At 51.2% G+C, this 26323-nt stretch carries 23 protein-coding genes; 9 read left to right on the top strand and 14 right to left on the bottom strand.

Translation table 11 applies throughout. From position 1 onward, the window contains the following. Positions 1-164: 164 nt before the first annotated feature. Complete coding sequence (locus tag JK223_RS15200; RefSeq protein WP_212714995.1) at positions 165-332, bottom strand: hypothetical protein; 168 nt, start codon at positions 330-332, stop codon at positions 165-167. A 389-nt stretch (positions 333-721) separates the two neighbouring features. Between JK223_RS15200 and JK223_RS15195 the strand changes: the two genes are divergently transcribed. Continuing rightward, a complete protein-coding gene (locus JK223_RS15195) occupies positions 722-1273 on the top strand; it encodes a flavodoxin family protein (RefSeq protein ID WP_212714994.1) in 552 nt (183 codons plus the stop codon). Between the two features lie 115 nt (positions 1274-1388). Here the strand turns inward: JK223_RS15195 and JK223_RS15190 are convergent, their stop codons facing one another. Together JK223_RS15190 and JK223_RS15185 are read right to left on the bottom strand one after the other, a co-directional pair. Then, positions 1389-2534, bottom strand: coding sequence for a glycerate kinase (locus JK223_RS15190; protein WP_212714993.1), 1146 nt, complete (start codon positions 2532-2534; stop codon positions 1389-1391). Between the two features lie 498 nt (positions 2535-3032). Next, positions 3033-4202 (bottom strand): MFS transporter, encoded by a 1170-nt coding sequence (locus JK223_RS15185; RefSeq protein WP_249213652.1) that lies wholly within the window; start codon positions 4200-4202, stop codon positions 3033-3035. A gap of 106 nt (positions 4203-4308) precedes the next feature. Here JK223_RS15185 and JK223_RS15180 point away from each other — a divergent pair, with 106 nt between their 5' ends. The 3 genes from JK223_RS15180 (at position 4309) to JK223_RS15170 (ending at position 7776) form a co-directional block, all read left to right on the top strand. Next, positions 4309-5094: a helix-turn-helix domain-containing protein gene (locus JK223_RS15180; RefSeq protein WP_212714992.1), complete on the top strand. Its 786-nt coding sequence runs from the start codon at positions 4309-4311 to the stop codon at positions 5092-5094. Between the two features lie 492 nt (positions 5095-5586). After that, the gene (locus tag JK223_RS15175; RefSeq protein ID WP_212714991.1) at positions 5587-6363 is read left to right on the top strand and encodes a histidine phosphatase family protein; all 777 of its coding nucleotides are present in this window, start codon (positions 5587-5589) and stop codon (positions 6361-6363) included. A gap of 75 nt (positions 6364-6438) precedes the next feature. Then, positions 6439-7776 (top strand): OprD family outer membrane porin, encoded by a 1338-nt coding sequence (locus tag JK223_RS15170; protein WP_212714990.1) that lies wholly within the window; start codon positions 6439-6441, stop codon positions 7774-7776. A gap of 624 nt (positions 7777-8400) precedes the next feature. Here the strand turns inward: JK223_RS15170 and ggt are convergent. Beyond that, positions 8401-10122, bottom strand: a complete 1722-nt coding sequence (gene ggt / locus JK223_RS15165; protein ID WP_249213658.1) for a gamma-glutamyltransferase — start codon at positions 10120-10122, stop codon at positions 8401-8403. 858 nt (positions 10123-10980) lie between these two features. On the opposite strand from ggt, the gene JK223_RS15160 reads away from it, so the two are divergent. Then, entirely contained in the window at positions 10981-12609 is a 1629-nt protein-coding gene (locus JK223_RS15160) for an ABC transporter substrate-binding protein (protein WP_212714988.1), read from the top strand. A gap of 123 nt (positions 12610-12732) precedes the next feature. On the opposite strand, the gene fis is transcribed toward JK223_RS15160, so the two are convergent. From fis to msrP, 10 genes are all read right to left on the bottom strand, one after another. Then, entirely contained in the window at positions 12733-13029 is a 297-nt protein-coding gene (gene fis, locus JK223_RS15155) for a DNA-binding transcriptional regulator Fis (protein WP_000462905.1), read from the bottom strand. Positions 13030-13053: 24 nt separating this feature from the next. After that, positions 13054-14019, bottom strand: coding sequence for a tRNA dihydrouridine synthase DusB (gene dusB / locus JK223_RS15150; protein WP_038010645.1), 966 nt, complete (start codon positions 14017-14019; stop codon positions 13054-13056). Between the two features lie 333 nt (positions 14020-14352). Then, complete coding sequence (gene prmA / locus JK223_RS15145) at positions 14353-15234, bottom strand: 50S ribosomal protein L11 methyltransferase (RefSeq protein WP_212714987.1); 882 nt, start codon at positions 15232-15234, stop codon at positions 14353-14355. An 11-nt stretch (positions 15235-15245) separates the two neighbouring features. After that, complete coding sequence (gene panF / locus JK223_RS15140) at positions 15246-16703, bottom strand: sodium/pantothenate symporter (RefSeq protein ID WP_212714986.1); 1458 nt, start codon at positions 16701-16703, stop codon at positions 15246-15248. Continuing rightward, on the bottom strand, positions 16693-16935 hold the full coding sequence (locus JK223_RS15135; RefSeq protein WP_212714985.1) for a YhdT family protein: 243 nt from the start codon (positions 16933-16935) through the stop codon (positions 16693-16695). Before JK223_RS15135 ends, panF begins: the two co-directional genes overlap by 11 nt. A 73-nt stretch (positions 16936-17008) precedes the next feature. Beyond that, positions 17009-18358: an acetyl-CoA carboxylase biotin carboxylase subunit gene (accC, locus tag JK223_RS15130; RefSeq protein WP_212714984.1), complete on the bottom strand. Its 1350-nt coding sequence runs from the start codon at positions 18356-18358 to the stop codon at positions 17009-17011. A 10-nt stretch (positions 18359-18368) separates the two neighbouring features. After that, positions 18369-18833, bottom strand: a complete 465-nt coding sequence (gene accB, locus JK223_RS15125) for an acetyl-CoA carboxylase biotin carboxyl carrier protein (RefSeq protein WP_212714983.1) — start codon at positions 18831-18833, stop codon at positions 18369-18371. 21 nt (positions 18834-18854) lie between these two features. Next, complete coding sequence (aroQ, locus tag JK223_RS15120; RefSeq protein ID WP_212714982.1) at positions 18855-19307, bottom strand: type II 3-dehydroquinate dehydratase; 453 nt, start codon at positions 19305-19307, stop codon at positions 18855-18857. A gap of 228 nt (positions 19308-19535) precedes the next feature. Then, complete coding sequence (gene msrQ / locus JK223_RS15115; RefSeq protein ID WP_212714981.1) at positions 19536-20150, bottom strand: protein-methionine-sulfoxide reductase heme-binding subunit MsrQ; 615 nt, start codon at positions 20148-20150, stop codon at positions 19536-19538. After that, the gene (gene msrP / locus JK223_RS15110; RefSeq protein ID WP_212714980.1) at positions 20150-21154 is read right to left on the bottom strand and encodes a protein-methionine-sulfoxide reductase catalytic subunit MsrP; all 1005 of its coding nucleotides are present in this window, start codon (positions 21152-21154) and stop codon (positions 20150-20152) included. Before msrP ends, msrQ begins: the two co-directional genes overlap by 1 nt. A gap of 235 nt (positions 21155-21389) precedes the next feature. Between msrP and csrD the strand changes: the two genes are divergently transcribed. From csrD to mreD, 4 genes are all read left to right on the top strand, one after another. Next, positions 21390-23348, top strand: coding sequence for an RNase E specificity factor CsrD (gene csrD / locus JK223_RS15105; protein ID WP_212714979.1), 1959 nt, complete (start codon positions 21390-21392; stop codon positions 23346-23348). Between the two features lie 307 nt (positions 23349-23655). Then, the gene (mreB, locus tag JK223_RS15100; protein ID WP_029686262.1) at positions 23656-24699 is read left to right on the top strand and encodes a rod shape-determining protein MreB; all 1044 of its coding nucleotides are present in this window, start codon (positions 23656-23658) and stop codon (positions 24697-24699) included. 145 nt (positions 24700-24844) lie between these two features. Then, positions 24845-25834, top strand: coding sequence for a rod shape-determining protein MreC (mreC, locus tag JK223_RS15095; protein ID WP_212714978.1), 990 nt, complete (start codon positions 24845-24847; stop codon positions 25832-25834). Continuing rightward, positions 25831-26322 (top strand): rod shape-determining protein MreD, encoded by a 492-nt coding sequence (gene mreD, locus JK223_RS15090; RefSeq protein WP_212714977.1) that lies wholly within the window; start codon positions 25831-25833, stop codon positions 26320-26322. The genes mreC and mreD overlap by 4 nt, the downstream gene beginning before the upstream one ends. The last annotated feature ends 1 nt before the right edge of the window (position 26323 follow it).

The following is a 26323-nucleotide window of genomic DNA, read 5'->3' as shown; positions in this document are numbered from 1 at the left end:
CACCGCGGTGCAGGAAGGGAAACCTCCGGTGCCGGCGGTGAGAAAAGGCAGAGGCCGCCCTGACGGGCGGCCTTTTTGCATTCCGGGGGCACTTATTTACGGCTTATCGCCCGTGCAGATAACACCGGGCTCCACAAAGCTTCAGGAATTTCAGAGGGCCGTGATTAATGCATATTGGCGGCCGGAACGCTTTGCCACTGACAGTTCACGATTTTTCCACTGGCGGAACAATCCCCGGTATGTACCACTTTGGTTTCCGGAGGTTTTTCTTTTTTAGCTGCACAGGCTGTCAGTAACATGACACTGAGCAATAGCAGGCCGAATAAACGCACTTTATAACCTCTCCCTATTTATCTCTGAATATAGTAAACCACTTACGATTTTATGTCCTGTTTGTCTCAGGGATTATGACGACTCATGATTTTCGAGGCTCAGGTTCTACAGGTAGAGGTTTCTCCCTGCCACGGTAAAATTTTCCCGGCAGACAGGGCGTTCTTCCGTGGATGAACAGGCTATCCGAAAGTTACCCTGCAAAGCCATCTTCGGCTCAGCACGATTTCCCCTTTATCCGACCGACCTCTCCGAATTTAGCTGTTATTATTATCAGACAGAATTTCTGGTTCCTGCCAGTGTGTCAGTTATGGAACAAAACACGGGCAGCACTTCCGGGAATTATTTATCTGCCTGCAAATGCTGGCAGCTCATCGAAAGAGAGGTCGATATGTCTGGTATCTATGTAGTGTATTTTTCAGGATATGGCCATACTCAGCGGGTAGCTGAATATGTCGCTGAGGGTGCGCAGGCGAGCCTGATCGCTATCGATAACAACGGTGAAATCACCGAACAGGACTGGGAGCGACTCAATAGTGCCGAAGGCATTATTTTTGGCGCGCCTACGTACATGGGGAATGTTCCCTGGCAGTTTAAAAAGTTTGCCGATGCCAGTTCAAAAGTCTGGTTCTCTCGTCTGTGGCACAATAAAGTCTTCGGTGGATTTACCAACAGTGCAAGCCTGAATGGCGACAAACAAAACACGCTGATCTTTTTCCAGACACTGGCCGCACAGCATGGCGGGATCTGGGTGAGTCTTGGGATCCTGCCATCGAATACTACCGCCGCTACCCGTGAAGATCTGAATAACCTGGGGGGATCTGCCGGCCCGCTGGTACAGTCACCGTCGGATGCCGGAGCCGATCTGATCCCCGCCGGTGATTTAGCGACCGCCCGTCAGTATGGCGTCCGTGTTGCTGAGATTACAGCACGTCTGAAATAACGATTCTGATGGACTGCAAAATAGCGTGTCGGTGGAAGAGCCGAGAATTCAGTCGGCTCAGACAGGCTGTTGGTCAAGATCCCGGAGACTCTCCGGGGTATTCTGCTGAGTCGTATTATTGCGCCGCAAGCTTGATTAGCCGGCCAATATTTTTACAGGTTTGAGTGATATTTTCCGCACCCTCGCGGAGCAAACGGGGCAGACTGTCAGCCTGCGGAACAATACTGAATATTGCGCTAATACCTTGCTGATAAAGCGTATCCGTACCCTCGCCGATACTCCCGGTAATCGCGATCACCGGGATCCCCGCCGCTTTTGCTGCTTTGGCGACACCAAAGGGCGTTTTCCCGAACGCAGTCTGATGATCAATTCGTCCTTCACCAGTGAAGCAATAATCGGCACCGATCAGTTTCTGATCTAAGCGTGAATATTGCCGAACAATGTCGATACCAGGCCGAAGCGTGCACCCGGTAAATGCCAGTAGTCCTGCTCCCAGGCCGCCAGCCGCGCCGGATCCCGGAATGTCAGCAACATTTTTTCCGAGTTGCTGAGAGATAACATCGGCGTAATGTTTCAGACTTTTATCAAGCCGGGTGATCATTTCCGGGGTAGCCCCTTTCTGCGGACCAAAAACGGCAGATGCCCCGGATTCCCCGCAAAGCGGATGAGTCACATCACAGGCTATCTGAATATTGACGGCTGCCAGCCGGGGATCCAGGCCTGAAATATCGATCTTCTTTAAGCGGGAGAGTGCACCGCCGCCTTCAGGCAGGAGGGTATCCTGAGCATCATAGAAGCAGACACCCAATGCTCTTGCCATACCGGCACCGCCATCATTTGTCGCGCTGCCGCCGATACCGAGTATGATTTCGCTGACGCCTTTGTCCAGGCAGGCACGGATCAGTTCACCGGTGCCGTAGGTCGTGGCCGACAGCGGAGACCGGTTTTCACGCCGGGTATGCTGAATACCGCTCGCTGAGGCCATTTCAATGATTGCGGTGCGGCCATTGCCGGTGATGCCGAAACAGGCTTCTACCGGTGTTCCCTGTGGGCCGGTGACGAACAATGGATGGAGTGTCCCGCCGGTCGCATCAATCAGGGATTGCGTGGTCCCTTCGCCCCCGTCCGCCATCGGAACATGAATAAAGGTAGCATCAGGGAAAACAACCTTTAGCCCGCGTTCCATCGCGATACAGACTTCTTTTGCCGTCAGACTTTCCTTGAATGAGTCCGGCGCTAAAACAAAGGTGTATTTTTTCATTAGCCGACGTGATCGCCTCGTACTAAAAATACAGTTATGAGCATTGTTCTCACCCGGTGAGTCAGCGTTGTACCTGACAGTAGATGCTAAATCAGGTGACAGAACAACTCTGCGGCTCTTTGTACAGGATAGTGCTGTCTGAGAAAATGACACACAAATTATCTTTCCGGCATAGGTAAAATCAGGGGCACACGGAATGTACAGGCCATCAGAAAGATTATAGGGTGGCTTGTGATAAGTTTTTCGGCGAATACAGGAAAAAGTATCGGCGTACTCGCTGCAGACTGACGTATTACTACCCGTTAACAATGGTCCCGGGCATGGAACCGCTCACACAGGAAGTCATATTTAATAGTCGCGGCGATCCCTCCCCATCACATAACTTCCAGACAGCTAAAGCGATTATTCGCGGGAACTTCGCGAAACCGTCGAAATACTCCAGGCTAAAGGGGGGAGTGAACGGGTAACCTCCGGCACTTTCAGGGGAATTTTATTCGTTTAATTTTTTCCGATGCTTCGTGTCTGTGAGGCATGATAGCCGAAGACCGCCATCAGCAGAGAGCACGCTATAAGTACCAGCAACGGGCCATTCCAGTGGCCGGAAAGATCATGAAACTGCCCCATTAATGGCGGCCCGAAGGCTGCCAGCAGGTAGCCGATGCATTGCGCCATTCCTGAGAGTGCTGACGCCTGTAATACTGACCCCGAGCGCAGGCTGATAAATGTGAGTCCCAGAATAATGATGGCCCCGCAACTGAAGCCAAACAGAGAGACCCAAAGCGCCGAAAATACAGGCCAACACAGTAAACCGGCCAGACTCAAAGTACAAAGCAGAACCATGAATAAAGTGAGTCCTTGCTGGCCTTTCAATGTACGCAAAACGTATCCAGCCAGCAGTCCCGGTACTGCAGAAGCCAGCTGCATAAGTCCATGCAGAGAACCGGCCTGTTCGTTGCTATAGCCTTGTGACGTCAGGATAGCGGGTAACCAGCTGACAATGACATAATAAATCAGTGAGTTCGTACCAAGGAACAGGGTGACCTGCCATGCCAGCGGGCTTCGCCAGAGGTAGCGATGACTCTGCGCCTCCCCCGGAGACAGGTATCGATCCGGACTCTGGCGGATCTGTGGTATCCAGGCCAGTAACGCAACCAGCGGAAAAAGGCCGAGTGCCAGTAATGCCCATCGCCAGCTATGCAGGGTCTGCGCTAATGGTACCATCAATGCTGAGCCAGCGGCTGCACAGAGCCCCATGACCAGAGAGTATTTACCGATGGTATCACCGACATGTTCAGGAAAATGGCGTTTAACCAGCGCAGGCAACAGCACATTTCCGAGCGCAATACCGCAACCGATAATCACGGTTCCCTGATAGAGCGCTGAAGTATTGCCTGCTGAGCGATAGATAATTCCGACGCAGAGGATCAGCAAGGCCATAAACAGCACCCGTTCGGCCCCGTAACGTTTTGCCAGCCCGGCACTGAGAGGCGATATTGCGGCAAAGGCCAGCAAGGGTAATGTCGTCAGACTGCCAATACTGACATCACTGAGAGAAAAGTTCTGTGCAATATCGTGTAATAGCGGTGAGACACCGGTAAAAGTGACCCGCAGACAGCCTGCAATCAGGAAGATACCCGCCAGCAGGCAGGACGAACGCGTGAGTTTCAAAAAAATAGCCTTTCATTCAGAGAAGATGAACCGGAATAATAGCGATTGCTGCACCGGGAAGAATCAGGCTAAATTGACATTTAATCACTGTATTCGGACATTTTTCATGAGCGACCATCAACTGCTGCTCGAAGGCTATCACCCGGATAGCGACACGGCCCTTGCCAGCGCTTTCCTGATAGCAGGTTCGGATAATCAGTGTGAGTCTCCCCGGCATCGCCATCGTAAAGGACAACTAATTCTGGCTGTTCACGGCGGTGTAACCTGTAATGTGATGAATGCGTTATGGATCGTACCTAAAAACTGTGCTTTATGGGTTCCCGGCGGCAGAGATCATTCAAACCATGTCACGCCGAATGCACGTCTGTGTTTCCTGTTTATTGAACCGGGAGCGGCGGAAATGCCGGACTTTTGCTGCACTCTGGCATTGCCTGCACTGGTTCGGGAATTGATACTCCATTTAGCCACCCTGCCACAGGGTAATGATAGCCCTGTGCGACAGCGATTAGTTCAGGTACTTTTCGATCAGCTGCCCAGGAAGCCCGATAGTCAGTATTATCTGCCTTATCCGGAAGATAAACGATTACGACGGATGATTGATTACATGCGGGAAAACCCTGCCGATATGCTACTTCAGTATGACTGGGCGAAAACATTGGCGATGAGTGAACGAAATCTTTCACGCCTCATCCTGCGTGAAACCGGAATGAATTTCCGGCGCTGGAAACAACAACTGCAATTTATTCTCGCGATAGAAGCTCTTTCCGGCGGAGCCAGTGTCCAGCAAACTGCCGGCCTGCTGGGGTATGATTCAGCCACTGCGTTTATCAATATGTTTAAGCGAGCGTTGGGAAAAACCCCGGGCCACTGGTCGGGAGCTTTCACCCGTTAGCAGGAATAAGAAATCCCTGTCGGTTTTTTTTTCTCCGGATGAAAACTGCGATCAAACCTGATACAGGCGATCAGCAGATGAAGTCCGGCTTCCGTTCACGCGCAAAGACGTTATTTCTGTCACTTTTTATCCGCAAAAATATTCCTTATCCTGCGTAAGAAATAATATCTTCGGAATACCCCAACAGTGCAGCCTGAGGAAGTCATTATTCTGTTATGGAAGTTACTTACAGGATAGGCTGCCTGTAAATAAGATTTGTGCTCTATGTAAAGGCTACAGTTAATATTATCGGGATAACTTATCCTGTGTAATATATACCCCTTGTATTTGTTGTGCTTTGTGAAGGGTGCGATATTTTTTTTGAGTTTACTCACAGAGTAATAAATAATTCGTCGCCATGTGGTTTTGTTGTTTATATTTTAAATGGGAGATGATTTTTTATTTTATGACTAACACCTTCACAGGGATAAGAACTGATTAAAAGGAATTATAATGAGCCGATATCTGTTATTGATTGTTCTGATGGTTAATGCGCTGCCCGGTATTGCCTCTTCCGGGAGTTCATCCGGCGAGATTACGCTCTATTTTGCCCGTCACGGTGAAACATTACTGAATACCCTGGACCATGTTCAGGGATGGGCAGATTCGCCTCTGACGGAGGAAGGGCAGATTATCGCGCGCTATCTGGGCGCAGGACTTAAAGCTATCCCTTTTGACAGCGTCTATTCAGGGGATAGCGGACGCCAGCGTAGCACGCTTGAAATTATCCTGCAGGCATCCGGTAAAACCGGGCTGACGCCTGCGGAGTTACCGGGATTACGTGAGTCATTTTTCGGAAGTTATGAAGGGTTACGTAACGAAGAGATGAGGGATGCCAGTGCGCGGGTTCTGGGCTTGCGTGATAGTCAGGCATTGATGCAGGAAATGGTAAAGGGAAATCTGTCGATTAAACAGTTACAAAACGCCATTGCTGCCGCAGACCCTGAAGCGCTGGCCGAAAATTATCAGCAGGTGAAGGCCCGTACCCACGACGCCGTCAATGGTATTGTATCGGCAGCCCTGCAGAAGCATGAGAAAAATATTCTTATAGTTACCTCCGGTATGACAATTATGAATTTAGTCTACGAAATTACGGGCCGGCCATTAACGATAAAGCCTCTCGCCAATGCTGCAGTGGTAAAAATAAGTTATCAGAATGGACAATACCGCGTCATTGATACAGGAACATCGAAGTATATTGAGGCCGGTAAAAAAGTATTATCAGACTGATCATCGATGATTGTTACCAGCGAAATGGAGTTTCGTCGGTGAAATAAAATATGCCCCTAATGCGGGAGGGGAGATATGGATATCCGATACGGACTGCTGGTGGTTATTCTTCCACTGGTTGCACAGGCAACAGACATTACTTTACAGCCTGAGGGTGTAGGCGGCGGAGGTTTATCCCCCATAGGCTCTTTTTTTAAACAATCAGAGATTGATATTTCATTAAAGAACTACTGGAAAGCACTTAATGAAGAGGAAAGCGGGGAGAAAAGGATCCACAACGCCTGGGGACAGGGGGCCACGGTTGCCTTTCACTCAGGAGATATTGCGAGGATATTTGGTGTTGATGCGACCTGGAATTATGTGATTAAACTGGGTGCCACAGATTACTTTAATTCCCGTGGCGTGCTTTATAGTAGTGGCCCGGAAAGTAAGAAAAGTAATGCTGCAGGGTTTAATAAATTTGGTCAGCGCAACCTCAGGATGCAGTACATCGAAGGGGATAGCAGTGCGAAAGTCCGATGGGGATGGCTGCCCCTGAAGGATATCGGGGTAATCTCTGACTCTTCCAGATTATCAGTGACGACCTATTTCGGCTGGTACAGTCGGCTGGCATTCGGCAAGTTTTCACTTCAGGGTGCCAGAGTCACCAAATCAATGAGCCGGAGTTCGCCTGACAGTGAGCACTTTTTAACTAATGACAAAAAAACGATACGCGCATTAAGCAGTCTTGATCTCCGGTGGAACGGAGCAGCGGGAGAGATCAGATACGCGCTGGGAGAAAGTAGTGATTATCTCTCCCGGCATATTTTTCAGGCCAGTATTAAGCCCACCCCCATGCTGACCCTGAAAAGCCAGGTCTACCTCACCAGGGCATTAAGCCATTACCGTGAAATGCCGGAGACACGGAAAGACTTTGATCGCAGAGCTCAGCATTTTACGATCGAAGCCCGTTCCACTTCGCCTCTCTGGCAGACCCGCTGGGCAGCCAGTTATACCCGGGCGGCTAAAAAGTCAGGGGTAGGGACCTATCCGTTCCATATGAGTAAGAATTCACGGGGTACGTTCAACGGAATGGCGAAAGCCGGCAATGATTACAACAGGGACAGAGAAGCGGTCCTCTCCGGTCTGGTGGGGTACCAGTTAACGCCGGCACTAACCGCAGGAATTACCGGGAGTATTGGCCGCTTCAGCTATCAATCAGTACCGGTGGTGACCGGAGAAATTAATGCCTTTACCCGCTGGGTTATGCACCAGCCATCGTCAAAGGTACTGTCGTTGTTAGCCATGGTGGGACCGGGCTGGTCATATCAAGCCCTGAACGGCAAAACGCCGAAACTGGCAGACGGGCATCCTATACGGGCGAAGAGTTTCGCTTCTGAACTTATCCTGGAATATAAATTTAAAGGGTTATGATATCCACTTACCGGGATAGATCCGTGGGGTCATACCCTTACGACGGGAAGATATCAGCACCGTGATTTCCCGGTCCGGTGTGCTGCGGAAGCATCCTGCGTTATCTGGCAGGTGCGGCAGAGCACAGGTTCAGAAAGCCAGAGATAGTGTTTATGTTTGTTACCTGTGTCAGCGGGCGTTCGGTTAATACGTGTGATACCTGAAGCGATCGTCAAAGTATCTTAGAGCAGGTGAAAGATCTGATATCACGATAACCGGAAGATCATACAGATCCGATCCCGTGCGGGTATTTTCGTCATAATGCATTTTCTGATCGTCATTGCGCACAGGGATTAAGAAAATAAACACTATTCCTGTTCCCGGAAGGTATTAAGCTGCCTGCCTGCCTGCCTGACTGCCTGACTGCCTGACTGCCTTCCAGTATCGCTTGTCGATTTTATTTATTCACTGGCAGGGTAACGTAATACCAACCCCCTGAGTGATTATCGCAGGCCTGTGCGGCAGACCCGAAAGGGCAGAGGCTGATATCCATTAAAAAGGGAAACCCGGCATTCCGGGTTTCCCTTTCAATATGCCTTCGGCACGGATATCCGAAAGGCAACTTAACGAACGATGATTACCGTATTAGTAACCGCGTGCCGAGCCTGCAGGACGGCGTACGTCGTTAGCACCATACAGATACCCTTCCCTGACTTTACCTGAGACGGCGCCGTCATTACCGGAACTGGAAGCCGATGTAACGCCGGCCGCACCCGGCAGGCCGACCATAATCAGTTCTGCCGCACCCCACGGGGTCTGCTCAACCATCTTATAGCCCATATTTTTCAGGATAGTTAAGGTATCCGGAGACAAGCCACCTTTTTCATAATAAACCACATCCGGCATCCATTGCTGGTGGATACGGGGTGCATTCACGGCTTCCTGCGGCTCCATACCGAAGTCAATAATATTCAGCGCGGTTTCCAGAGTGATCGTAATGATCCTTGAGCCACCCGGTGATCCCAGTACCAGGAAGATCTTGCCATCTTTGGTGACCAGTGTCGGGCTCATTGAAGATAACGGACGTTTACCTGGCGCAATACTGTTTGCGGTTCCCTGCACCAGACCATAAAGGTTCTTAGCCCCGACTTTGGTGGTGAAATCATCCATCTCATCATTCATCAGTACGCCAGTACCCGGAGCCATGACAACGGCACCAAACCGGCCGTTAATGGTATAGGTCGTGGAAACGGCATTCCCTTCACTGTCGACAATCGAGTAGTGGGTGGTTTCCGGTTTTTCACCGCTGACAATGCCCGGTTTCACCTGATCGGAAGGGGTCGCTTTATCTGCCTGAATTTTGCTGCGCAGGGTGGCCGCATATTTCTTATCCAGTAATTTATCGACCGGATTATGCACAAATGCCGGATCACCCAGATAGGTATTACGATCGGCATAGCTTAAGCGCATAGCTTCTGCCAGTGTATGGACCATCGCCGCAGAACCAAAGCCCATTGATTTCAGGTCAAACCCTTCAAGAATATTGAGTGTTTCACAGAGAGTGACCCCGCCGGAACTCGGTGGTGGCGCCGAGACGAAGGTATAGCCACGATAGGTACAGGTCAGCGGAGCCATTTCGGTGATGTGATAAGTAGAGAAGTCCGCGGCATCAATCACACCACCTCCTTTCGCCGAAGCCTTTGCCACGGCGGCAGGGAAGGTACCTTTGTAAAACGCTGACGGACCTTCACGGGAGATCCTTTCCAGTGTTTTCGCAAGATCCGTCTGCCGCAGTCTGTCGCCTGGCTGTAAAGGCGTTCCGTCCGGGCGCAGGAAGATTTTTGCAACAGCCGGGTCCTGTCTGAAGCGGGCAACGGTCGTGTCCAGAATATCGGTATCGGCACGTGTCAGAATATAGCCTTCCCGAGCCAGTTTGATGGCCGGAGCCATATCCTGCGCCCGGCTGAGTTTACCGTACTCTTTACGTGCGGTTTCCATTCCCATCACTGTGCCGGGAACCCCGGAGGCTTTCCAGCCGTAAAGGCTAGCGCCAGGGATCAGGTTACCGTCGGCAGCAAGGTACATGTTTGCGCTGGCACCGGCCGGTGCCATTTCACGAAAATTAATGAACGTATCCTTGCCGTTGGCCAGATGGATAGTCATAAAACCCCCTCCGCCAATATTACCGCAGCAGGGATTAACGACTGCTTCGGCATAACCGACAGCAACGGCGGCATCAATAGCATTTCCGCCCTGTCTGAGGATATTCACCCCGACCTGTGTTGCCAGGTCCTGTGAAGTGACGACCATCCCATGCTTTGCTTCGACCGCCGGCGCTGACGCCGCCATGGCAAAGTGTGAACCCATCGAGCAGCAGAGTACGAACGTTGAGAGCGTAACTTTCCTTAACATAGAGATATCCCGCTTTAATTATGATTATCATTCCGTATCAACATAACCTGCCACCACACTGAAGTCAGTATTGAGGATAAATCTGTATGAAAAACAGAAGATTGAATAAGTGGCAGGCTGAAATACATCGAATAATCCGGTGGAAAATTCTGTAGGACGAAATTATCTGTTTCTCAGAATGACCGGCTGGTTAATACGCCTTTTTTCAGTGAATATTCAGGAATATTACTTTTCATTCGGGGATATCTGTCAGTAATTTATTTCTTTATCAGGCGAATATCCGGAAGGAGATATTTTTCATTGTCCCTGTCAGGCAGGAAATATCCTGTAAAAGATGGATAACTGCAGAGGCTTCGGATCAACAGGGGCAATCTGCGAATGATATCATCGGTCATTATTCCTGAGACCCGCAGCAGGAAGTCCCGGTATTCTGCGCCAGGGTCCGGCAGAAAGCCCTGAATTATCCGTTATCGTTGCATTCTGCGTGAATCGAAGAACAGCAGGAGCAGGAACGGTCATCGGGCTTCGGTACCGCGCTGCTGTCCGGTCTTCCCGGAAAGGGCTGGCACGGATAATTTTTTAAAAATAAGAAAAAAGTATCTAAGCCAGAGTGAGTACGTTTCGGGATCAATGGCACTTTCGTTATTTCCGGTTTTCAGGCGCGGCGGGGCTCTGCGATCGGTTTTATATGCGCTAAGTAAAACTTCGGGTTACGGCCTCTGACGGATAAGCATTTTGATCTGCTCTTTAAGTGACTGGTTAATCTGTGGTATTGATGACTGATAAAATAAAAACACACAGAGGTATTTATTGATGCAAGGAAAAACACTACACACCCGCCGTACCCGTCTCTCTCTTTTATTCGCCGGGCTTTGTTTTTCTTCCGTTGCCTTTTCGGCAGTGGTCCCTGCCGGTACGCAACTGGCGGCTACGCAGAACCTGGTCCGCGGAAATGGTGCCGAACCGGCAACTCTTGATCCGGATAAGGCTGAAGACAACAGCTCGATGGCCATTATCAACGACCTGTTTGAAGGGCTGGTTCGGGTAGAAAATAACGGGCAGGTTATCCCGGCGCTGGCCGATTCCTGGCAAACGTCGGATCATAAAACCTGGACGTTCCATATCCGTTCCGGAGCCACCTGGTCAGACGGTTCTCCGATCACGGCTCAGGACGTTGTGTATAGCTGGCGCCGGTTATCGGATCCGAAAACCGCCTCACCTTATGCCTCTTTCACCGCGAATGCACATATCTTAAATGCCCAGGCGGTCATTGACGGAAAAATGCCGACCGATAAGCTGGGGGTGTATGCGGCGGATAACTCAACGGTGAAAGTGGTGCTGGACCAACCGGTATCTTACTTCCTGCAATTTGTCGCGCATCCTTCGTTGTTCCCGGTCAGCCAAAAAGATGTCACCACCTACGGTGACTCCTGGACACAGCCAGGCCATATGGTCAGCAGCAGTGCTTATCAGTTAAGTGACTGGGTTGTTAACGAGAAAATCACGCTGAAGCGTAATCCTCGCTACTGGGATAATGCCCATACGGTAATTAATCAGGTGACCTTCTTACCTGTCAGTGACGGCAGTGCAGAACTGAACCGTTACCTGGCCGGTGAGATTAATATTACCTCGACGATCCCTGCGATCGAATTTGCACGGATGAAGAAAGAGCGGCCGAAGGAAGTCTATGTGGCACCGGAACTGGCTGTCTTCTATTTCGATATCAACAGTACCCGTGCGCCGTTCAATGACGCCCGTGTCCGTCAGGCCCTCAATCTGGCCCTGAATAAAGATATTATCAGTCAGAAAGTGTTAGGGATGGGAGAGACGCCAGCCTGGACCGTGGCTCCATTGTCGATGGGTGGCGTGACTATCACTCCGCCGGTCTGGGCGCACTGGACACAGGCTGAGCGTATCGCGAAGGCCCGCGCACTGCTGAAAGAAGCTGGCTATTCTGAGTCTCATCCGCTGAGTTTTACGCTGCTCTACAACAATGAGGCAGATAACCAGCGAATCGCCATCGCGGCCGCTTCCATGTGGAAAAGTGCGCTGGGGGTGAAAGCGTCGCTGCAGAATCAGGAATGGAAATCGATGCTGGATACCATGCATCAGGGCCAGTATCAGCTGGTCCGCTATACCTGGAGTGCGGATTATAATGAGTATTCGACCTTCCTGAATACCTTCCGTAGCGGAGATACCAATAATACCGGTAACTTCAGCAATAAGGCCTACGATAATGAAATCGCAGCGGCACAGTTGGCGCAGACCCCGGCAGAAACCGCAGCACATTACCAGAAAGCGATGGATATTGCGGCGAATGAGGCTCCGGCTATCCCTATCTACTATCTCACCCAGGATTATATGGTCAGTACTAAAGTGGGAGGGTTTGCTCCGTCAGCCCTGGCCTTCTACCAGACGAAAGATCTGTATCTGAAAAAATAACCCCGCAAGGGAACAGCCCCGCCGCACTGGCGGGGCTGCGTTGTCCGCCAACAGACGGACATAAAAAAGGCACTATCCTCGTCAGGAAAGTGCCTTTCTTTTTAAACCGTCAGGGATGAAGGATTAGTTCATACCATATTTTTTCAGTTTCTTACGCAGGGTGCCGCGGTTAATACCCATCATCAGTGCTGCGCGGGTCTGGTTACCACGGGTGTACTGCATCACCATGTCCAACAGAGGCTGTTCAACTTCAGCCAGTACCAGCTCATACAGGTCATTAACATCCTGACCATTTAACTGAGCAAAATAGTTCTTCAGTGCCTGTTTAACCGAGTCACGAAGTGGTTTTTGAGTTACCTGATCCTGTGAATTCACGGTAGAAACGGTCAGTACGTCAGAATTTACGCGTTGTTCGAACATAGTTCTTTCAGCTCTTTTTTTCGTTTACGCAAGATTTTCGAAGTATGCCTCCAACGCCTCCAGCTGTTCACTGGCATCCTCTATGGCGTTGAATGTGCGCCGAAACTGGTCATCAGGGGCATTTTCCTGCAAATACCAGGAAACGTGTTTTCGGGCAATACGGTATCCCTTGCCGTGACCATAAAAGTCGTGCAGCTCCCGTATATGTCCAATCAGCATTTGCTTCACCTCTGCGAGTGGCTTTGGTGCAAGCAGCTCCCCTGTGTCCAGATAATGCTGGATTTCCCGGAAGATCCACGGTCTTCCCTGAGCCGCCCGGCCAATCATCAGAGCATCAGCTCCGGTGTAGTCCAGTACGGCCCTGGCTTTATGCGGGTCAGTAATGTCTCCATTCGCGATAACCGGAATGGACACGTTCTGCTTAACTGTCCGAATGCTGTCGTATTCTGCGTTCCCGTTAAACAGACATGCACGAGTACGTCCGTGAATAGTTAACGCCTGAATACCACAACGCTCAGCCAATTGGGCAATTTCTATACAATTGCGATTTTCGGTATCCCATCCGGTACGGATCTTTAAAGTGACCGGAACATCCACTTCATTCACTACCGCCCGCAGGATGGACTCTACCAGCGACGGATACTGAAGCAATGCAGAACCAGCCATCTTTCGGTTCACTTTCTTTGCGGGACAACCCATATTAATATCAATGACCTGAGCACCGGAGTCCGCATTAATTCGCGCTGCCGCTGCCATTTCATCGGGGTCCCCACCGGCTATCTGTACCGAGCGGATACCTGGCTCATCACAGTGCACCATACGCAATCTGGATTTGTCACTGGCCCAGACTTCCGGGTTTGATGACATCATCTCAGAAACTGTCATTCCTGCGCCGTTTTCGAAACAAAGCGTACGAAATGGTCTGTCGGTAATACCTGCCATTGGCGCAGCAATCAATCGGTTTCGGAGCTGGTATGGTCCAATGCGCATGGGAAAGAGATGACCTTATATGTTCGCAAGGCGGCGTATATTACGCATTTTTTTGTGAAGATGAAAGGCCAAACTTTGAACAATATACCGCCATTGATCACGGAAACAGATATTCACCCCATGAAATTATTTACTTATTTATTAATATCAATGGGTTATGCTTTAACTGTTGTCAGGATTTTGAAAAATTTTCTTTCTTTTCCCCGCTTATACCGGATAAAAAACAGCTCACAGAGGAATTTACAGCATATCTGCCATATAAAATGTGCTGTAAAAGTCTTTCTGTGAGCCATTCTGTCAGTCGTCTGGCCGCTGACCTGCAGGGGGATCGCCTTAGTTACGCTGACCCGTAATACGACACCACTCTTCTTTTTCCGCCACCGGGTCCAGCGCGAATTTCTGCGCGTAGGCTTCACACACATCATCGGCCTGACTGGCCAGAATACCGGACAGCGCCAGTTTACCGCCGCTGGCGGGTAATACACTGATAAGCGGTGCGAGTTCACGCAACGGGCCGGCCAGAATATTGGCAACCACCACGTCCGCGCTCAGGTTTTCAGGCTGTTGCTCCGGAAGATAGAGGTCAAGACGATCTGAAACCCCGTTACGTTCTGCGTTATCCCGGCTGGCCTGAATGGCCTGAGGATCGATATCGATACCGATAGCATGTGCCGCCCCCAGTTTCAGGGCAGCGATCGCCAGGATCCCGGAACCGCAACCAAAATCGATCACTGTTTTCCCGTTCAGATCCTGTCCGTCCAGCCAGCTCAGGCATAAGGAGGTGGTCGGATGCGTGCCGGTACCAAACGCCAGACCCGGGTCCAGCATCACATTGACGGCCTCCGGGTCCGGCACGTCACGCCAGCTCGGGCAGATCCACAACCGCTTTCCGAAACACATCGGATGGAAGTTATCCATCCACTCACGTTCCCAGTCTTTGTCTTCGATTTGTTCAACTTTGTGGTGAAAGCCGGTCCCCAGCAAAGGATGCTGTTCCAGCACGCGGATAACCTGCTGCATCTCTGTTTCAGCATCGAACAAGCCAATGACGTCGGTATCACCCCATAAGCGGGTTTCCCCAGGCAGGGGCTCATACACCGGGTTATCATGGGTATCCTGAAACGTGACTGAAACAGCCCCGTTTTCAATCAGCGCATCACTGATGGCTTCAGCATTGGCACCTGAGGTATTAATTTTGATTTGTATCCAAGGCATAGCGTATCTCTTTATTGCTTCACCGCCGGGGATATCTCCCGGGGTGTTGGTTTACCCAGCCGGTTGCCAATCAGAAACGCGGCCAGACTCAGTAACAGGGCAGGAACTATCGGGTGGAAGTTCCAGCATGAAATTTTCAGACTCACCAGTAAGGTATAACTGATCGCGCCGCAGAGCATACTGCATACTGCGCCGGTCGCATTGGCCGATTTCCAGTATAACCCCAGAACCAGAGGCCAGAGGAAAACGGTTTCCAGTGCGCCAAAGGCCAGCAGATTCATCCAGATAATCATCGCCGGCGGATGCCATGCGGTAATAATCAGCAGGATCCCTAAAGCCAGTGTCAGCCAGGTAGAGAGGCGGCGAAGATGCGCCTCATTTTCCGCACGTTGCGGGAACATCCGCAGATATAAGTCCTTAATCAGGGTGGCGGATGCCTGAAGTAAGTGAGCATTCACATTCGACATGATTGCTGACATCGGCGCGGCAAGAAAAATGCCGGCCGCGAAGGGTGGCAGTACTTTCATCATCAGCGTCGGGATCACCAGGTCAGGGACCGATAACTCCGGGAGGATAGCGCGCCCCAGCGCACCGGCCAGATGCATTCCCAGCATCAGCAGGGTCATGACCAGCGTACCGAGCAGTATCCCCCGATGAACCGCCTTACTGTCGCGGTATGAAATACAGCGCACCGCCGTATTGGGCAGCCCCAACACGCCGAAACAGACCAGCACGGTGAATGAAATCAACAGATGCACGGTAATAATATTACCCGCACCTTCGGGCGCGATCAGTTGCGGGTTAATGGCTTTCAGGGTGGCCACGGCATGGGCCGGCCCGCCTGCGGCATGAAGCACCGCAAACAGTAACAGGAAAGTCCCTGCCAGCATCACCAGTCCCTGCATGGCATCATTCAGTACGCTGGCACGAAAGCCTCCGAGCGCGGTATAGAGCGCAATGATACCGCCAAAAATCAGCAAGCCACGGGTATAGGGGATCCCTGCAACGCTTTCGAGCAGCCGGGCACCACCGATGAACTGTACCGCCATCACGGCTATAAATGCCAGTAACAGTGCCAGGCTGGCAATCCACACCACCAGAGAGCTTTTGAAGCGGGCGTAGAGAATGTCATTCAGGGTAACGGCATTATACCGGCGTGCCAGAATGGCAAATTTTTTCCCGAGCACCCCTAATGATAGCCAGACGGTAGGGACCTGTACCATCGCCAGAAATACCCACCCCAGGCCATATTTATAGGCAGCTCCGGGGCCTCCGACAAAAGAACTGGCACTGACATAGGCGGTCGTCAGGGTCATGGCTAACAGAAATCCTCCCAGCGTTCTTCCGCCGAGGAAATATTCGTTCAGAAACGCGCCCCTGGCTCTTTTTTGCTGATACATCGCAAACAGAGAGATCGCCGCCACAAGCAGCAGATACCCCAGCAGGGGAAATATAATTTTACTGTTCACCCTGATCCTCCAGCGGGATATCACGGAAAATAAAACGGATCATTAAGGCGCACAGAAACAGGAAAAATAACGGTGCAAAAAGGCAGGATAATTCGAACCAGCGGGGGAAGCCAAAAATGCCCGGAGTTGTTCCGCCCGTCCAGGCACTCACTGACCAGACAATCAGCCAGCTAACCGCAAGAAGCAATGACCAGCGGGCTTCCTTATGCGCTTGTTTGAAACGAGAGTCCATCGTTAACCTCAACGGAAAGACAAAAATAATAAAGGCCGGAAAATCCGGCCTTGGCAGTGACTCAGAAAAGAAATTACTTTTCCTGAAGTCCCAGTTTTTTCTCCAGATAGTGGATATTGGTTCCACCTTCACGGAAATGCTCGTCAGCCATGATCTTCAGCTGCAGTTCGACGTTGGTTTTAATACCATCGACGATCAGCTCAGCTAAGGCATTGGTCATACGGGAAATCGCGACGTCGCGGGTTTCACCGTAAGTGATCAGTTTACCAATCATGGAGTCATAGTATGGCGGTACGGTATAACCGGAATAGATATGCGATTCCCAACGTACGCCAAAACCACCCGGCGCGTGGAAACGGGTAATTTTCCCCGGGCTTGGCAGGAAGGTATTCGGATCTTCTGCGTTAATACGGCATTCCACAGCATGACCACGAATAACCACGTCTTCCTGACGGATAGACAATGGCAGACCGGCCGCGATACGTAACTGTTCTTTGATCAGGTCGACACCGGTGATCATTTCAGTGACCGGATGTTCTACCTGAATACGGGTGTTCATCTCAATAAAGTAGAACTCACCATTTTCGAACAGGAACTCAAACGTACCGGCACCACGATAACCGATATCAATACAGGCCTGAGTACAACGTGTACCGATAAAGCTACGCAGTTCCGGAGTAATTCCCGGCGCCGGGGCTTCTTCGACCACTTTCTGGTGACGACGCTGCATTGAGCAGTCACGTTCTGCCAGATAGATGGCCTGACCCTGTCCATCGGCTAAGACCTGAATCTCGATATGACGAGGATTTTCCAGATATTTTTCCATATAGACCATATCGTTGTTGAAAGCCGCTTTCGCTTCCGCACGGGTCATATTAATGGACTGTTCCAGGTCTTTTTCACCGCGAACGACACGCATACCGCGTCCGCCGCCGCCGCCAGAGGCTTTAACGATAATCGGATAACCGATACGTTTAGCGATCTCACGGTTTTTGTTCATGTCATCACCGAGCGATCCATCGGACCCCGGGACGCAAGGAACACCAGCTTTCTTCATCGCGTTGATCGCGGAAACTTTGTCGCCCATCAGACGAATCGTTTCGGCTTTCGGACCGATAAAGATGAAGCCGGAACGTTCAACCTGTTCTGCGAAGTCAGCATTCTCAGACAAAAAGCCATAGCCCGGGTGGATAGCATCCGCGCCGGTGATCTCTGCCGCTGAAATCAACGCAGGAATATTCAGATAGCTTTTGACTGAAGGTGCTGGTCCGATGCATACGGTTTCGTCTGCCAGCAGGACATGTTTTAAGTCACGATCTGCAGTGGAATGTACCGCAACGGTTTTGATGCCCAGTTCTTTACAGGCACGCAAAATACGCAGCGCAATTTCCCCACGGTTAGCAATAACAATTTTTTCCAGCATGGTTGCCTCGTTATTCGATGACGACCAATGGCTCGTCAAATTCAACAGGTTGGCCGTTTTCTACCAGGATAGCTTTCACAACACCTGACTTGTCAGCTTCAATCTGGTTCATCATTTTCATTGCTTCAACGATGCACAGAGTTTCACCGGCAGTGACCTTCTGACCGACCTCAACGAAAGGTTTGGCATCCGGGCTTGGTGTGCGGTAGAAGGTTCCTACCATCGGTGAACGAACGATATGGCCGCTGACTTCTTTGCTGGCAGCTGCGGCAGGTTCGGCGACCGGCGCAGGTGCGCTGGCAGCGACCGGTGCAGGTGCAACAGGGGCAGCATACGCCTGCTGCATTACCGGATAACCCATGTTAGCAGGTGAACGACTGATGCGAACGGATTCTTCACCTTCTGAAATTTCAAGTTCAGCGATGCCGGATTCTTCAACAAGTTCGATCAGTTTTTTAATTTTACGAATATCCATGAGTGTGGTTCCGTACTCTGTTTAATTTGAATTTGACAGGCGTTTAACTGCCGTTTGTAAAGCCCAGTGATAGCCGTCGGTACCTAATCCGCAGATGACACCGGCAGCAATATCGGAGAGATAGGAATGATGGCGGAAAGGTTCACGAGCATGCACATTAGACAGGTGCACTTCGATAAAAGGAATGCTGACCGCCAGCAAGGCATCCCGCAGGGCTACGCTGGTGTGCGTAAATGCGGCAGGATTAATAATGATGTAATCCACATTGCCTTTTGCCTCATGAATGCGGTCAATCAGCTGATGTTCCGCATTCGATTGCAGGTGACTCAGTTTCACATTGAGTTTCCCGGCCTGACGCGTTACCTCACTGACGATATCCGGCAAGGTCGTATGACCATAGGTCTCCGGCTCCCGGGTTCCCAGCAAGTTAAGGTTCGGGCCATTGAGAAGCAAAATATGAAAGTTATCTGCCATCGTGTGGCTATCTCCTGCAAAAATAAAGGCATTGCGTAAAATACTCTCCCCGTTTGCATTTGTCACCCATTCTGGCAAAAAAGAGGCTCTCAGGGGGTAAGAATTTTTCGATTATATCGCTTTCGAGGCAATTCGCCGCATATTAGTCGTTTTATCCGCGAAGTTTATCAATTCTTGGTCCGCGGCACTTTTTAACAGAAATTACGGCAATAAGCCAACCTGATAAACTTATAAATCGGTTTTACGCCACAGTTTTTTAAGGCGAAGTGCGCACAGTAACACGGCGAAAGCCAGCCAGAGAAAAGGCTGCAGGGAGTAGGCTTTTACTGACCATAAATAGTGGACGGGGATCATTATCGCCAGCAGATAGATGCTGTTATGCAGTTTTTGCCAGCGCTGGCCTGCACGTATCTGCACGCGCCTGAAAGAGGTTATCGCCAGCAGAAAAAGCAGCACCCAGCTGATCATACCTAACGTCAGGTAGGGCCGTCGGACGATTTCCTGCCCCAGCAAAGACAGATTACCCACCCCCAGTTCCAGAAAATAGTAACTCAGCAGGTGAAGGGTGGCCCAGGCGAAACACCATATCCCCAGCAGCCGGCGGCAGCGCAGAAGCTGAGGAAAGCGTAACCCTTTTGCCAGCGGGCTCACCAGCAAGGTGGCCATCAGTAACTTCAGCCCGATAAGCCCGGTAAAATGTTGTATATCTTTGGCCGGATCGGCACTGAACCCGCCCGAACGAACAGAAAAAACCAGATAGATAAACGGGGCAAAGGCGGCCAGATGCAGCAGACACTTCAGCAGGATAATTGTTACCGTACCCGGGGTTCCGCGGCTCGCCATTAAAAATATCTCCGTAAATCCATATCCTTATACATCGAAGCGACCTCCCCGCCATAACCGTTAAACATCAGTGTGGGTTGCCGGCTGACATCTAATAACCCGCCGGGGCCGATAAACCGCTCTGTCGCCTGTGACCAGCGAGGATGATCCACATGCGGGTTCACATTGGCATAAAAGCCATATTCGTCCGGCGCCATCAGGTTCCAGGTTGAGGGGGGCTGTTCCCGGGTCAGGCTGATTTTCACGATGGATTTAATGCCTTTAAACCCATATTTCCAGGGCACGATCAGGCGTAAGGGGGCGCCATTCTGTGGCGGTAATGTTTTGCCATAGACACCGGTCGTCAGCAGGGTCAAAGGGTTCATCGCTTCATCAAGGCGCAACCCTTCGACATAAGGGTACTGTAATCCGGCACTGTTCAGCCCTTCCTGTTGTCCTGGCATCTGTTGCGGATCATACAGGGTCTGAAAAGCGACATAGCGGGCATTGCTGGTGGGAGCCACCATTTTCAGCAAGGAGGCCAGACTGAACCCTATCCATGGCACCACCATTGACCATGCCTCAACACAGCGCATGCGATAGATACGCTGTTCCATCGGGAATTTTTTGAAAATATCGTCCATATCCAGCGTCATCGGGTGAGCAACTTCACCATCAATCGTGATATTCCAGGGGGAGGTTTTAAACTGACGGGCATTCGCCGCGGGGTCGGCTTTATCCATCCCGAACTCATAAAAATTGTTATAACCGGTGACTTTTTGTTCCGGGGTCAGGGTCAGCTTTGCCTGCCACCGGGCCGGAGAGGTAAAGTCGATGGGATGCGGAGGGGAGGTCAGCGGAGGCTCGGAGGATGCCCCGCTAAACCAGTCTGCCAGACCGGCCTTCGCGGTCATCGGCAGTGACAGGGCAGCACTGCTGATCCCGAGCAGCTTCAGCAGTTTCCGGCGTGAACAGAAGAACACCTGCTCCGGAGTGACGTCTGATTCTTTCAAAGGTTTATTCATGCCAGGTTCCTCCGGGGGATGTTTCGACGAGTGATAAGGCAGCCAGCGTTCTGCCGGCTGAGTACCAAGTATAGCCAGCCATTTTTCTGCACGGGCAAGGCCGGAACGTAAAGAAATGTGTTTGCCGGCCGTTATCACTGCAGAGAGTAAAGGCTTATGCTATTTTCGCTCAACGGTCAGCGGGATGCTGATATTATCTTATTCTGGATCGGATTCAGTCACCGGGAGCACAGGGATGCGTTCAACGACACGGCTTACCGCACTCATCACTTTTGTCAGTATGCTGGCGATGTTATTGATGTTATTCGGCTGTATAGCCAGTTTTCTCTGGCTCAACAAGCAGCGCATCGAACATCAGTTTAATACGCTGGCCACCTCTGTCGATCAGGCGCTCTTTACCCGAACCCCGCAGGAAATGACGCGCTGGTTGCGAGGGGTGATGCCGGTCGTCAATATTGAACGACTTGAATTGTATGACGGGAAACATGCGGTCATCAGACTTGCCCGTCATGAGTTCCCTCTGGTTGAAGACACACCCAACCGTTTTTACCATTTTTCCGCCACATTAATGCACCATCCCTCTCTGACGCTACGTATTACTATCCTGAATCCGGTCCAGACCTGGCTTGCGTCATTTGCGGGTATCTCCACCTTTATCGTGATGGGGATCGTCGTGCTGGTGATGTCGGTCCTGCTACTGCTGCTGCATTTCTGGTTAGACCGGGAGTCTTCAGGGATGGGCCGACTGGAAGCCCGAAGCCAGCGAATTTTGCAAGGCGATCGCAGCCAGACAGTCACCCGGGAAACAACCGAATGGCCTCCGAAAGTCAGTCAGGCGATTGATACGCTGCTGCAGGAGATAGAACAGGCGGGGGTTCAACGCGTACGGATAGATAATCTCATCCGCGAATTTGCGTCTCTGGATAGCGAAAGCGGGCTAAATAACCGTCTTTTCTTTAACAGTCGTTTTGCCACCTTACTCGATTCGCAGGAAGAGGCAGCAGAGCATGGCTGTATTATCATGCTTCGTTTTACCGGGTCAGACGGGGTGCCGGACACGAGCGAAGCAGAGCGGCAAAATCACCGTTTGTTTGAATTTGTTCATAGTGTGTCCGCGCTGGTCAGTTGCTATCCGGGGGCTTTACTGGCCCGGTATTTTCAGAATGACTTCACCGTATTATTGCCTCACCGGTCGCTAAAAGAAGCCGAGGGGATCGCGGCAAAGCTGATCACCGCCGCAGAAGCCTCTGCACCGTTCGGGAATTATAATAAAGACGATTTTGTGCATATCGCGATCAGTGACTGGCAGCGCGGGCAAAGCATGACACAAGTCATGGAGCGACTGGATCTGGCAATGCGCAGGGCGACCTTGCTGGGCAGTAATAACTGGGCGGTTGAAGAGAGTCAGCATCTGAAGCAGGGGCGCGGCAGCGTTCGCTGGCGAACCTTGCTGGAAAATACCTATCAGCGGGGCGGGCCGTTGCTATTGCAAAAAGCGGTCACTGACTGGCAGGGCCAGATACATCATCGGGTATTACAAGGGCGCATTAACGATAATGATCACGCTATTCTGCCTGCAGAATATATGCCCCTGGTGTGTGACATGGGTATGGCTGCTCTCTGGGATCGCCAGTTTCTGACCCGTGGCTTTTTGCTGGCGGCAGAAAGCGGCGCGGGGACCTGGTCGTTTCCGCTAACGATAGACGCCTTGTTACAACGCCCTTTTGCGCAGTGGCTTTACAAAATGCTATTACAGATCCCCCGATCTAAAAGAAAAAGATTTTTATTTGAACTTGCTGAGGCAGATGTGTGTCAACACATCGACCGGTTATTTACCGTGTTGCATAATCTGCGGGCATTCGGGTGCCGGATTGTTATCAGTCAGGCAGGTCAGACCCTGGTCAGCAGTGCGTATTTACCCCGGATAAAAGCCGGGGCTATCAAACTGGATGCCGGACTGGTGCGTAATATTGAGCGGCGGCCGGAGAACCAGTTACTGGTGAGTAGCCTGGTCGAAAGTTGTCATGCGGTATCAACGTTAGTGTTCGCTACCGGTGTCAGAACCCGTGAAGAGTGGATGATGCTGATAAATTTAGGTGTTAGCGGTGGACAAGGCGATTTTATTGCGCCACCCTTACCGGTTAAATTTATGCGGAATGACGCTGTGAAGAAAAGACCCCGGGAAATGCAGTGAAACACGGGCGAACCGGGTTTTCTGAGAGATAATTCCGTTGTCTTTTCAGAGTCTGGCTGTTTGAAAAACAGACTCTAAATGTTAAATTTTGTTTCCGTTAGCGATTGACGTTAAAAATGGCTGGCGGAAAAATGTCGGGTTTACAGTACTGTGATGATGCTTGCTACAAATCATGCTGGCATAAATGTACAATTGTTTATTTTTTCACCGGAGCAGAATGTTGTTGCGCCTTGTGGCGGCTTCGTGTGGTTGGTAAAGTAAGCGGATTTTATTTTCCGCCCCCAGCTTGCAGGATTACCCCTTAGATATGTTTAAAAAATTTCGTGGCATGTTTTCCAATGACTTGTCCATTGACCTGGGTACCGCCAATACCCTGATTTATGTAAAAGGGCAAGGCATCGTGCTGAACGAGCCTTCTGTGGTCGCTATCCGTCAGGATCGTGCCGGCTCTCCGAAGAGTGTTGCTGCCGTCGGTCAGGAAGCTAAGCAAATGCTGGGTCGTACCCCCGGTAACATTGCCGCCATCCGCCCGATGAAAGACGGTGTGATCGCTGACTTCTTCGTCACCGAAAAAATGTTACAGCACTTTATTAAACAGGTACACAGTAACAGCTTTATGCGCCCGAGTCCGCGCGTACTGGTCTGTGTCCCGGTGGGCGCAACTCAGGTTGAGCGTCGTGCCATTCGCGAATCTGCACTGGGTGCGGGTGCTCGTGAAGTTTTCCTTATCGAAGAACCGATGGCGGCAGCTATCGGTGCCGGGCTGCCGGTTTCTGAAGCCACCGGCTCAATGGTTGTCGATATCGGTGGCGGTACGACCGAAGTGGCAGTGATCTCTCTGAACGGTGTGGTCTACTCCTCTTCGGTACGTATTGGCGGTGATCGCTTTGATGAAGCTATTATTAATTATGTGCGCCGTAACTACGGTTCATTAATTGGTGAAGCCACGGCTGAACGTATCAAACACGAGATAGGATCTGCCTATCCGGGTGATGAAGTGCTGGAAATTGAAGTTCGTGGCAGAAACCTGGCCGAAGGTGTTCCTCGCGGGTTTACGCTGAATTCCAATGAAATTCTGGAAGCGCTGCAGGAGCCTCTCACCGGTATCGTCAGTGCGGTGATGGTGGCCCTGGAACAGTGCCCGCCGGAACTGGCATCTGATATTTCAGAACGCGGTATGGTATTAACCGGCGGGGGAGCCTTATTGCGTAACCTCGAACGTTTATTGATGGAAGAAACCGGAATTCCTGTGGTAGTCGCTGAAGATCCTTTAACCTGCGTCGCCCGCGGTGGCGGTAAAGCGTTAGAGATGATCGATATGCACGGTGGTGATCTCTTTAGCGAAGAGTGATCATCCGGCCGGACCCTGGGCGTTTTACTGGCTACACTTAATAGCCAGAGATTGCTGTCTGAACACCCAATGATGACGTGTCCAGCCTAAGGGAGTGCAGGCTAAACGCACTCCCTTAATATTTGTTGAGGAACACGCAGGATTTATGAAGCCGATTTTTAGCAGAGGCCCGTCTCTGCAGTTACGCTTAGTTTTAGCAGTCGTTGCCGCGATAGCAATTATCATTGCTGATAGCCGTCTGGGGTCTTTCCGGGAGATCCGTAGCTATCTCGACACTTCTGTAAGCCCGTTTTATTTTCTGGCAGATGGCCCCAGACGTTTTCTGGATGGTGCTGCTGAAACATTGGCTTCGCGGCAGATGCTGGAACAGCAGAATGTGGCATTGCGCCGTGAACTGATGCTGAAAGATAGTCAGTTATTATTGCTGGGGCAGTATAAGCAGGAAAATATTCGTCTGCGTGAATTGCTGGGGTCACCGTTACGTCCCGGTGAGCGTAAAATGATTACTCAGGTAATCTCTGCGGGGGCAGATCCTTACAGCGATCAGGTCATCATCGATCGCGGTAGTGACAATGGTGTCTATGAAGGGCAACCGGTGATCAGCGAAAAAGGCGTAGTGGGTCAGGTGGTCTCTGTCGGTAAATTTACCAGTCGGGTCATGCTGATTTGTGATGCTTCCCATGCCTTGCCGGTGCAGGTATTGCGTGACGATGTCCGTGCGATCGCTACCGGTGCCGGATGTTCTGAAAATCTGCAGCTGGAGAATATGTCCGGTAACCCGGATATTCGTGTCGGGGATGTTCTGGTCAGTTCCGGACTGGGGGGACGTTTCCCGGAAGGTTATCCGGTGGGGGTGGTCTCTTCAGTGTCGGTGGATACCCGCAGTGCCGCGACAATTATTCAGGCGAAGCCTGCCGCGGGCTTACAACGACTGCGTTATCTACTGTTACTCTGGAACAGTAACACCACGGATGGCAGCCATATTGCTCCGGAAGCCGTGCATCAGGCCGCCGATGAGCGACTGATGCAGGTGATGCCGCAGGTATTACCGCCAGCGGGTGAGGCCGGACGCGGAGTGGTGAATAACGACCCTGCGGCAGCCTCCGCGCCTTCTGCCCGTGGAGAACGTCCTTGACCAGTCATTACAGGAGTCAGGGGCGGTGGGTTATCTGGTTATCCTTTCTGATTGCTCTTATCCTTGAAGTCATGCCCTGGCCGGATCAGTTTTATATGTTCCGGCCTTCCTGGCTCTTACTGATCCTGCTCTACTGGGTACTGGCTTTACCCCATCGGGTCAATGTCGGCACCGGCTTTTTCCTTGGGGCGGTGATGGATCTGATTGTCGGGTCTACACTGGGTGTGCGGGCACTGGCCCTCAGTCTGGTGGCTTACCTGGTGGCCTACAAGTTTCAGCTGTTCCGGAACCTTGCCCTGTGGCAACAAGCCTGCATGGTGACCGTCCTGTCACTGTTTGTTGATGTGGTGGTCTTCTGGGCAGAATTTATGGTCAGCGATGTCTCTTTCCGCCCGGAGATTTTCTGGGGGGGGATCGTTAACGGCATTCTCTGGCCATGGCTGTATTTGCTGATGCGGAAAATTCGTTATCAGTTTGCCATCCAGTAAG

Source organism: Tatumella sp. JGM118 (assembly GCF_018257515.1).
In the GTDB taxonomy this organism is placed as follows: Bacteria; Pseudomonadota; Gammaproteobacteria; order Enterobacterales; family Enterobacteriaceae; genus Tatumella; species Tatumella terrea.
This window is presented reverse-complemented; position numbering and strand designations above follow the sequence as displayed.

Bases quoted from the DNA above. Each gene is read 5' to 3' on its own strand.
- JK223_RS15175 (WP_212714991.1), top strand. From the start codon at position 5,587: ATGAGCCGATATCTGTTATTGATTGTTCTGATGGTTAATGCGCTGCCC.
- JK223_RS15135 (WP_212714985.1), bottom strand. From the start codon at position 16,935: ATGGACTCTCGTTTCAAACAAGCGCATAAGGAAGCCCGCTGGTCATTG.
- csrD (WP_212714979.1), top strand. From the start codon at position 21,390: ATGCGTTCAACGACACGGCTTACCGCACTCATCACTTTTGTCAGTATG.
- JK223_RS15160 (WP_212714988.1), top strand. From the start codon at position 10,981: ATGCAAGGAAAAACACTACACACCCGCCGTACCCGTCTCTCTCTTTTA.
- fis (WP_000462905.1), bottom strand. From the start codon at position 13,029: ATGTTCGAACAACGCGTAAATTCTGACGTACTGACCGTTTCTACCGTG.
- accB (WP_212714983.1), bottom strand. From the start codon at position 18,833: ATGGATATTCGTAAAATTAAAAAACTGATCGAACTTGTTGAAGAATCC.
- aroQ (WP_212714982.1), bottom strand. From the start codon at position 19,307: ATGGCAGATAACTTTCATATTTTGCTTCTCAATGGCCCGAACCTTAAC.
- JK223_RS15195 (WP_212714994.1), top strand. From the start codon at position 722: ATGTCTGGTATCTATGTAGTGTATTTTTCAGGATATGGCCATACTCAG.
- dusB (WP_038010645.1), bottom strand. From the start codon at position 14,019: ATGCGCATTGGACCATACCAGCTCCGAAACCGATTGATTGCTGCGCCA.
- mreC (WP_212714978.1), top strand. From the start codon at position 24,845: ATGAAGCCGATTTTTAGCAGAGGCCCGTCTCTGCAGTTACGCTTAGTT.
- mreB (WP_029686262.1), top strand. From the start codon at position 23,656: ATGTTTAAAAAATTTCGTGGCATGTTTTCCAATGACTTGTCCATTGAC.
- JK223_RS15170 (WP_212714990.1), top strand. From the start codon at position 6,439: ATGGATATCCGATACGGACTGCTGGTGGTTATTCTTCCACTGGTTGCA.
- JK223_RS15180 (WP_212714992.1), top strand. From the start codon at position 4,309: ATGAGCGACCATCAACTGCTGCTCGAAGGCTATCACCCGGATAGCGAC.
- accC (WP_212714984.1), bottom strand. From the start codon at position 18,358: ATGCTGGAAAAAATTGTTATTGCTAACCGTGGGGAAATTGCGCTGCGT.
- msrP (WP_212714980.1), bottom strand. From the start codon at position 21,154: ATGAATAAACCTTTGAAAGAATCAGACGTCACTCCGGAGCAGGTGTTC.
- msrQ (WP_212714981.1), bottom strand. From the start codon at position 20,150: ATGGCGAGCCGCGGAACCCCGGGTACGGTAACAATTATCCTGCTGAAG.
- ggt (WP_249213658.1), bottom strand. From the start codon at position 10,122: ATGGGTTCACACTTTGCCATGGCGGCGTCAGCGCCGGCGGTCGAAGCA.
- JK223_RS15190 (WP_212714993.1), bottom strand. From the start codon at position 2,534: ATGAAAAAATACACCTTTGTTTTAGCGCCGGACTCATTCAAGGAAAGT.
- prmA (WP_212714987.1), bottom strand. From the start codon at position 15,234: ATGCCTTGGATACAAATCAAAATTAATACCTCAGGTGCCAATGCTGAA.